Source organism: Dietzia sp. HMSC21D01, from assembly GCF_001815995.1.
In the GTDB taxonomy this organism is placed as follows: Bacteria; Actinomycetota; Actinomycetes; order Mycobacteriales; family Mycobacteriaceae; genus Dietzia; species Dietzia cinnamea.
In genome coordinates this window covers 1-7,168 of sequence record NZ_KV823651.1, presented here as the reverse complement: position 1 = coordinate 7,168, position 7,168 = coordinate 1, and the positions used below count along the sequence as shown (strand labels likewise).

Genomic DNA, 7,168 nt, shown 5'->3' with positions numbered 1-7,168 from the left:
CCCTGCCGTTCCGCGTGGTCGAGGCGGTGATCGCGCACCGCCAGGACCACCCGTCGGCCCCCGTCGACGCGGCGCGGTGGGGCCGGGCCGCGGCCCGGGCGGTCGGACTCGGGTGATCGGCCGTGTCGGACCCGTGGTGCACCATGGCGGTGTGACCGGATCCCAGGCTCATCCCCCCGCCCTCGTCGCCGAGGTCCGCCGCCTCCGGGCGGCCGATCCGCTCGGCCGGATCACCGTGATCGTGCCGTCGTTCGGGGCCGCCCGGGACCTGGTCCGCGCGCTGGCCCTGTCCGGCGGCGCCGTCAACGTGGCGGTCCGGACCGCCGCCCAGATCGTCGACGAGCTGTCCGCACCGGTGCTCGCCCCGCGGGCCGCGGTGCCGTTCCCGCTCCTGGCCGCCGCCGTGGACAAGGCGCTCGACGCGGATCCGGGCCGCCTGGCCGCCGTGGCCGCCGAGCCCGTCACCGGTCAGGCGGTGGCCCGTGCGTGCCTGCGCCTGGGGACCGTCGAGCCCGGGTCGGTCGCCGCCGAGACGCCGCTGCACTCCGAGGTGCTCCGCCTCGCCGGCGAGGCGCACGAGATGACGGGCGGCGCCTACTACACGCAGCACGAGGCGGTCACCACCGCGCTGGAGCGGCTGGACGACCTGGGCCGGGTCGTGCTCGCCGCGCCGCTGCGGGGCACGCACGCCGAGCGGAGGTTGCGGGTCGCGCTCTCCGAACGCGGCGTGACGCCCGTCGCCGGCACCGGCTCGGACCATCTCGCCTCCGCGGCGGAGCCCGCGTCCGCGGACGCGGTCACCGGGACCCACGTCCTGCACGCGTCGGACTCGGACGACGAGGTGCGGGCGGTGGTCCGCTTCGTCCGCTCCCGCCTGGCCGAGGGGGTCCCCGGCCACCGGATCGGGGTCTACTACCCGTCCCCGGACCCCTACCTGCGTCTGCTCCACCGGGCGTTCGCCGAGGCGGGGATCGCCGTGTACGGGCCCTCCGACTCGACGTTGGGTCGCTCCCCCGCCGGCCGGTCACTGGTGCGCCTGCTGCGCCTGGACACGTCGGTGATGCCGCGGGCGGAGTTGCTGTCGATCATCGCCGAGGGCTCGGTCACCCCCCTCGACGACTCGGGGGTCGCCGTGTCGTCCCGGCGCGTCGAGACCCTCACCCGCACCCGGTTCCCGGTGATCGGCGGCGGCGACTGGGACCGGTTGGACGAGCACCTGCGCACCGAGCCGGAGGCATCGGGCGAGTCGGAGGTGCTGGGTGAGTCGGACCGCGCGGCCGCGTCCGCCCTGCTGCGGTTGATCCGCCTCATCCGGTCCGGTTTGGCCGCGGTCGACGCCGCCCGCACCTGGACGGAGGCCGCCGACGCGGTGCGCGGCCTGGTCACGGCGGCCTTCCGGCAGGGTCCGGACCGCGCGGCGGTCCTCGCGGTGGTCGGCGCCCTGGCCGACCTCGACGCCATCGCACCCGCCATCACCCGGGACCGCGTGGCGGGCGCCGTCACCGCCCGTCTCGATCCGGTGGGCGACCGGGTCGGCGAGGAGGGCGCGGGCGTGGCCCTCGGGCCGATCGACGACGCCGTGGGCCGCGACCTCGACACGGTCTGCGTGGTGGGGATGGCAGAGGGTCTGCTGCCCGTCCTCCACGCGCCCGACCCGCTGCTGCCCGAGGGGTCCGTCGAGCCCCCGTCGGCCGAGGTGCTCGACGAGCGTTACCGCGTCCTCCAGCTCGCGCTGGCCGCCGGCTCCGAGCGCCGGCTGTGCTCGTTCCCCCGCGGTTCGATGCGTGGCGGTGGTGACCGGATCCCGTCCCGCTGGCTGCTCCCCACGCTCTCCCGGCTCGTCGGCTCACCCGTCCACGCCACTCGCTGGCAGGAGGACGTGGCCGGATGCGCTGCGGTGATCGGCGTGTCCTCGTTCGTCGACGGGGTCCTGGCCCCGCCCGCGGCCCTGGGGACCGATCCGGCCACCCGGACGGAACTGCGGCTCCGTGACCTCGCCGCCGGCGGGTGGCGCACGCGTCCCGACGCCCCCGCGCTGCTCGTGTCCGCCCACGAGATGCGCCGCGACCGCCGACAGGGCCGGTTCACCCGGTTCACGGGCGACGTGTCGTCGGCCGCCGACCTGCTCACCGTCCTCGAGCAGCCCCTCTCCCCGACCCGGCTCGAGGACTGGGCCCAGAGCCCCTACCTGTTCTTCCTCTCCACCGTCCTGCGGGTCCGCACGCTCGACGATCCGGCGGCGGACATCGAGATGGACCTGCGCGACTACGGTGACCTGGTCCACGCGATCCTCCAGCGGTACGTCTCCGCCCGGATCGAGAGCGGCTCCGGGCCGGACCGGGATCTGCTCATGGCGGCGCTCCGGCTCGAGTGCGAGGCCGCGATCGCCGCCTCTCCCGGCCTGGTCGCCTCCCTGTGGCGTCGACGCGAGATGATGCTCGTCGCCGAGCTCGACCGGTGGTTCGCCGAGGACAGCGCCGACTTCGACGCCGGCTGGCGGCCGGCCGCGACGGAACTGGGGTTCGGGCGGTCGGACGGCGACGGCTCGGTTGTCGAGATCCCGTTCGAGGTGTCCACGTCCACGGGCGCGGCGACGGTGCTCCTGGCCGGGTCGATCGACCGACTCGACGTGCGCGCGGGCACGCAGCGCGTCACCGACTACAAGACCGGCAAACCTCCCGAGGCGGAGGCCCGCCCGACCGCGGACGATCCCACCCTCCGCGGCACCCGCTTCCAGCTGCCCCTCTACGCCGCGGCCGCCCAGTCCGCCGGGCGGGCACCGGTGAGCGGGGCCCGGTACTGGTACTGCACCGAGCGCGGGGAGTTCGAGCAGATCTCGCTCGACATCACCGAGGACGTCATGGACCGCGTCCGCGAGGACGTCGGCCACCTGATCGACGCCCTCCAGCGCGGGTGGTTCCCGCTCAAGGGTGGCCGGGGCTCCTCGCGCGATCTGGCGAACCTGCTCGGCGGCGACGAGCTGGACCGCGCATGGGAGAAGCTGTCGGGCCAGGAGCCGATCTCGTTCCACCCCGCGTTCGCGGGCCTGATCGCCGCGGTGACCACCGAATCCGAATCGGAGACGACCTCATGAGCCAGCTCCCCGACCAGGCCGCCCGCGACCGCGTCGAGACCGACACCGCCGCCACCCTGTTCGTCGAGGCGGGAGCCGGGACCGGCAAGACGTACGCCCTCGTCCGCCGCCTCAGCACCCTCCTGCTGGACGACGCGGTGCCGATCGACCGGATCGCCGCCATCACGTTCACCGAGAAGGCGGCCGCCGAGCTGCGCGACCGGCTCCGCGTGCACCTGGTGGAGCGGCGCGCGGAGGGTGATACCCGCGCGGACAAGGCCCTGGCCGGGCTCGACACGGCCGCGATCGGGACCCTGCACTCCTTCGCGCTGCGCCTGCTCTCCGAGAACCCGCTCGAGGCCGGGATCCCGCCCAAGGTGACCGCCCAACAGGACACCGCCGAGGCCGCGGCCGTCGAGGCGCTGTGGCAGGAGTGCGCCACCGTCCTGTTCGGCAGCGGCCCGACGGCGGAGCGGAGCGGCAACCTGGCGCGGGCCGTCGACGACATGCTCGACGCCGGCGTCGGCCCCCTGGCCTTCCGCGAGGTCGTCGTGGCCCTGCACCGCGACTGGGACCGCCTGCCCGGCGAGCCCCTCTACGCCGGGCCGGCCGAACTTCCCGGGTCGCCGGACCTGTCGGAGGTCGTCGCCGCGATCGGCTCGGTCGTGGGGTGGCGCGACTCGTGCCGGGACGAGACGGACCTGTTCTACGAGACCCTCGGCAAGCACCAGGCGTGGCTGGAGAGTCTCGAGGCCGCGACCACCGATCCGGCCGCGTCCCCCACCTGGGTCGAGCTCCTCGCGAAGCCGGTGGGAGTCGGGCGCGGCGGCAAGGGCGCCAGCTGGGGCGGGAAGGACGTGCTCGACTCCATCAAGGAGGAGATCAAGCAGCTGCCCGAACTGTGCGGTGAGGTCCTCGCCGCGCACTGGCGTCCGCGGATCGCCCTCGTCCTGGACGCGCTGATCCCGGTCGTCCGCCGGCATGCCGACGAGCGGCGCCGCCACGGTACGCTCCAGTTCCACGATCAGCTGGTCCTGGCCCGCGACCTGCTCCGGAACGAGGCCATCCGCGAGCGGGTGCGGGAGCGCTACCAGCGGATCCTCATCGACGAGTTCCAGGACACCGACCCCATCCAGCTGGACCTGGCCGAACTGCTCACCTCCGGGCCGGGAGGGTCGGGGACCGAGCCCGGGCGCCTGTTCACCGTCGGCGATCCCAAGCAGTCCATCTACCGTTTCCGGCGTGCGGACATCGCGACGTACCTGCGCGCCCGGGAAGGGGACGGCGGTGCCACGAGCGGGGTCGAGGTGGAGCGGCTGAGCACCAACTTCCGCTGCTCGCGCGCCGTGCTCGACTGGGTCAACGACGTGTTCTCCGAGGTCCTCACCGCGACCGACGGCGTCCAACCCGAGTACCGCGCTCTGGAGCCCGCGCCCGGTCGCCCCGCGCACGACCCGGCGCACGGGCCGCGTCCGTTCGTCTTCCGCACCGAGGACGTCCCCCCGCACTGCCCGCCGAAGGCGAGTGACGACCACACCCGTCACTGGATCGAGGCCGCGGACGTGGCCCGCGTGATCGTCACCGCCATCCGCGAAGGCTGGACCCACGAGTCGAAGAACGGCGAGCAGACCCCCCTTCGTCTCGGTGACATCGCGATCCTCCTGCCGTCGCGCGGATCGCTGCCCATGCTCGAGACCTGCCTCGATCACGCCGGGATCGACTTCCGGACCGAGGCGTCCTCGATTGTCTACGGGACGCCGGAGATCCGCGATCTCCTGCTGGCCGTCCGCGCGGTGGCGAACTCCGCCGACGAGGCGTCACTGGTGGGCGCGCTGCGCTCACCCCTGTTCGGCTGCGGTGACGACGACCTGGTGCGCTGGCGAGCCGGTGGCGGCGGCTGGGCACTCACCGCCCCCGCCCCTGACGACCTCGTGTCGTCGCCGGTCGCTGACGGCATGCGATACCTCTCGGCCCTCGGCCGCTCCACCAGGCGGCCGGGCGAACTCCTCGAGAGGCTCGTGCACGACCGGATGGTCTTCGAGTCCGTCGCCGAGTCCCCCAGGCGGCGTGACCTGTGGCGGCGGATCCGGTTCGTGATCGAGCACGCGTGGCAGTGGGAGGAATCTGCGGCCGATCCCGCCCGCGCCGACCTGCGGGAGTACGCCGACTGGGCGATGGCGCTGACCGCCGAGGACGCCCGCGTGCCCGAGGCCGCGATCCCCGAGATCGGCGTCGACGCGGTGCGCATCACCACCATTCACGCCTCCAAAGGTCTCGAGTACCCGATGGTCGTTCTCGCCGGCATGAGCCGTAAGTGGCCCGATGACCGGTCCCGCCTGCTCTGGACGCAGGAGGAACCGCCGCGGCCCGCGGCGTCGTTCTCGACGATCGTCCGCGATCCGGCCTTCCGCCGCGCCGCCGCGCGCGAGGCCGAGCACTCGCTGGCCGAGCGGATCCGCCTGCTCTACGTGGCCACCACCCGCGCCGAGAGCCGGCTGGCGGTCTCGGGGCACGGCTACGTGCTGACCCAGAAGAAGACCCCCAAGAAGCTGTGGGGGTCGCTGCTCGGGTCGATCGTCGAGGTGCCCGACGCGCCCGCGCTGGTGGAGTACGGCGAGAACCTGCTCGAGGCGGCGGCCGCGCCTGAGGTCGACGTGCCCGACGAGGCCGGGTGGACCGAGCGCACCCGCGAGATCGCGGCCCGATCCGCCGAGCGTGCGGGCTGGTCGGCGACCCGGATCGTGCACCCCGACGCGGTGGACGCCGCACCAGGAGACGAGGACGTCGAGCGCCAACCGTCCCTCCCCCAGCAGCTGGCCGCTGCGCTGCGGGAGCGGTTCGCACCGGCCCCGGCCCGGCCGGAGGAGCTGCCGCCCAGGCCGCGGTACACACCGGTCGCCTCCGGGCCGGACGTCGGCACCGCCGTGCACCACCTGGCCGAGCACACCGATCTCAGTCGCCTGCTCGGACCGGCTGCCGACCCGGACTCCGCAATGGCGGACTGGGACCGGTGGGCGGCCGACCAGCTGGTCGCCCTCGGACTGGGCGGCGGCCTGCAGGGCAGCCGCAATCCCGAAGCGGTCGCCGAGATGGTCTCGGTCGCGCGCACCGCGCTGACCTCCGAGCCCGTCAGACGAGCGGCGAGCAGGACGCACTGGGCCGAGTTGCCCGCCGCCGGAACCCTGACGACGTCGGACGGGACGCGGGTGGCGGTGGACGGTGTCGTCGACCTCGTGGTGCAGGAGGACGACGGATCGCTGTCGATCATCGACTACAAGACCGACGTCGCCGTCACCACCGACACCGTCGACGAATACCTGCTGCAGTTGTGCGCGTACGCCGAGCTCCTCGGTGGCTCCACCGGCAGGGCCGTCTCGCGGATCGAGCTGGTCTTCTGCCGGGGTGCCCGGCCGACGGTCGTGGCGCGCGACCTCGGCTGAGGCGTGGGTGGGGCCTCAGCCGAGGTTGCTCCACACCACCCGTCCGGCCGCGACCGCCGCCAGCGCGGAGTCGCACGGGGCCCCCGCCGTGAACGCCTGGTACAAATCCACCAGCAGGTCCACGACGGAATCCCACAGTCGGTGCAGGGGTTGCCCACCGCCGTATGCCCACACCGAGCCGGCGTCGGGGCCTCCCCGGTACGACACCGCGTAGCCGAAACCGCTCCGCTCGGCGATCGGCCACAACCGCCCGGCCCAGGTCGCGTCGCCTCCCGGCTCGAACCCGAGGACACCCGCGCCCATCGCATCCTCGTACCGCGCCGCCTGCACGTCGAAGCCGCGCTCGGTGGTTAGCGGCTCCGCGAACGGCAACAGGCCCTCCACCGAGTCCAGTCCCGTGCGCCGCAGATGCCACAGCAGGGTGCGGATACCGGTCTCGTCATCCACGCCGGACCCGTCCAGCAGGACCCCGCTCGGGCTGTCCGAGCTGCGCGGGTCGTCCACCGCCACCACCGCCGGCGCGGGAGCGGGCACCCGGAGGAGCTCCGCGAGCGCGTCGCACAGCTCGCCGATCTGCTCGTCCAGGACCGCCCACGCGTCCTGCTCGACGGCCGCCGACCGCCGCCCCGGGCGGGAGGGCCCCACCGGGGCGGCA

General features: G+C 74.2%; 2 protein-coding genes and 1 pseudogene. 2 read left to right on the top strand and 1 reads right to left on the bottom strand.

The annotated features are described in order from the left end of the window. The first annotated feature begins 151 nt into the window (after positions 1 to 151). Both HMPREF3086_RS01310 and HMPREF3086_RS01305 read left to right on the top strand, forming a co-directional pair. Complete coding sequence (locus tag HMPREF3086_RS01310; RefSeq protein ID WP_070719767.1) at positions 152 to 3,094, top strand: PD-(D/E)XK nuclease family protein; 2,943 nt, start codon at positions 152 to 154, stop codon at positions 3,092 to 3,094. Further along, entirely contained in the window at positions 3,091 to 6,513 is a 3,423-nt protein-coding gene (locus HMPREF3086_RS01305; protein WP_070719766.1) for a UvrD-helicase domain-containing protein, read from the top strand. Before HMPREF3086_RS01310 ends, HMPREF3086_RS01305 begins: the two co-directional genes overlap by 4 nt. A 15-nt stretch (positions 6,514 to 6,528) precedes the next feature. Here the strand turns inward: HMPREF3086_RS01305 and HMPREF3086_RS01300 are convergent. Next, positions 6,529 to 7,168 (bottom strand): annotated as a pseudogene (locus HMPREF3086_RS01300) (DNA gyrase subunit A); the annotation flags it as partial.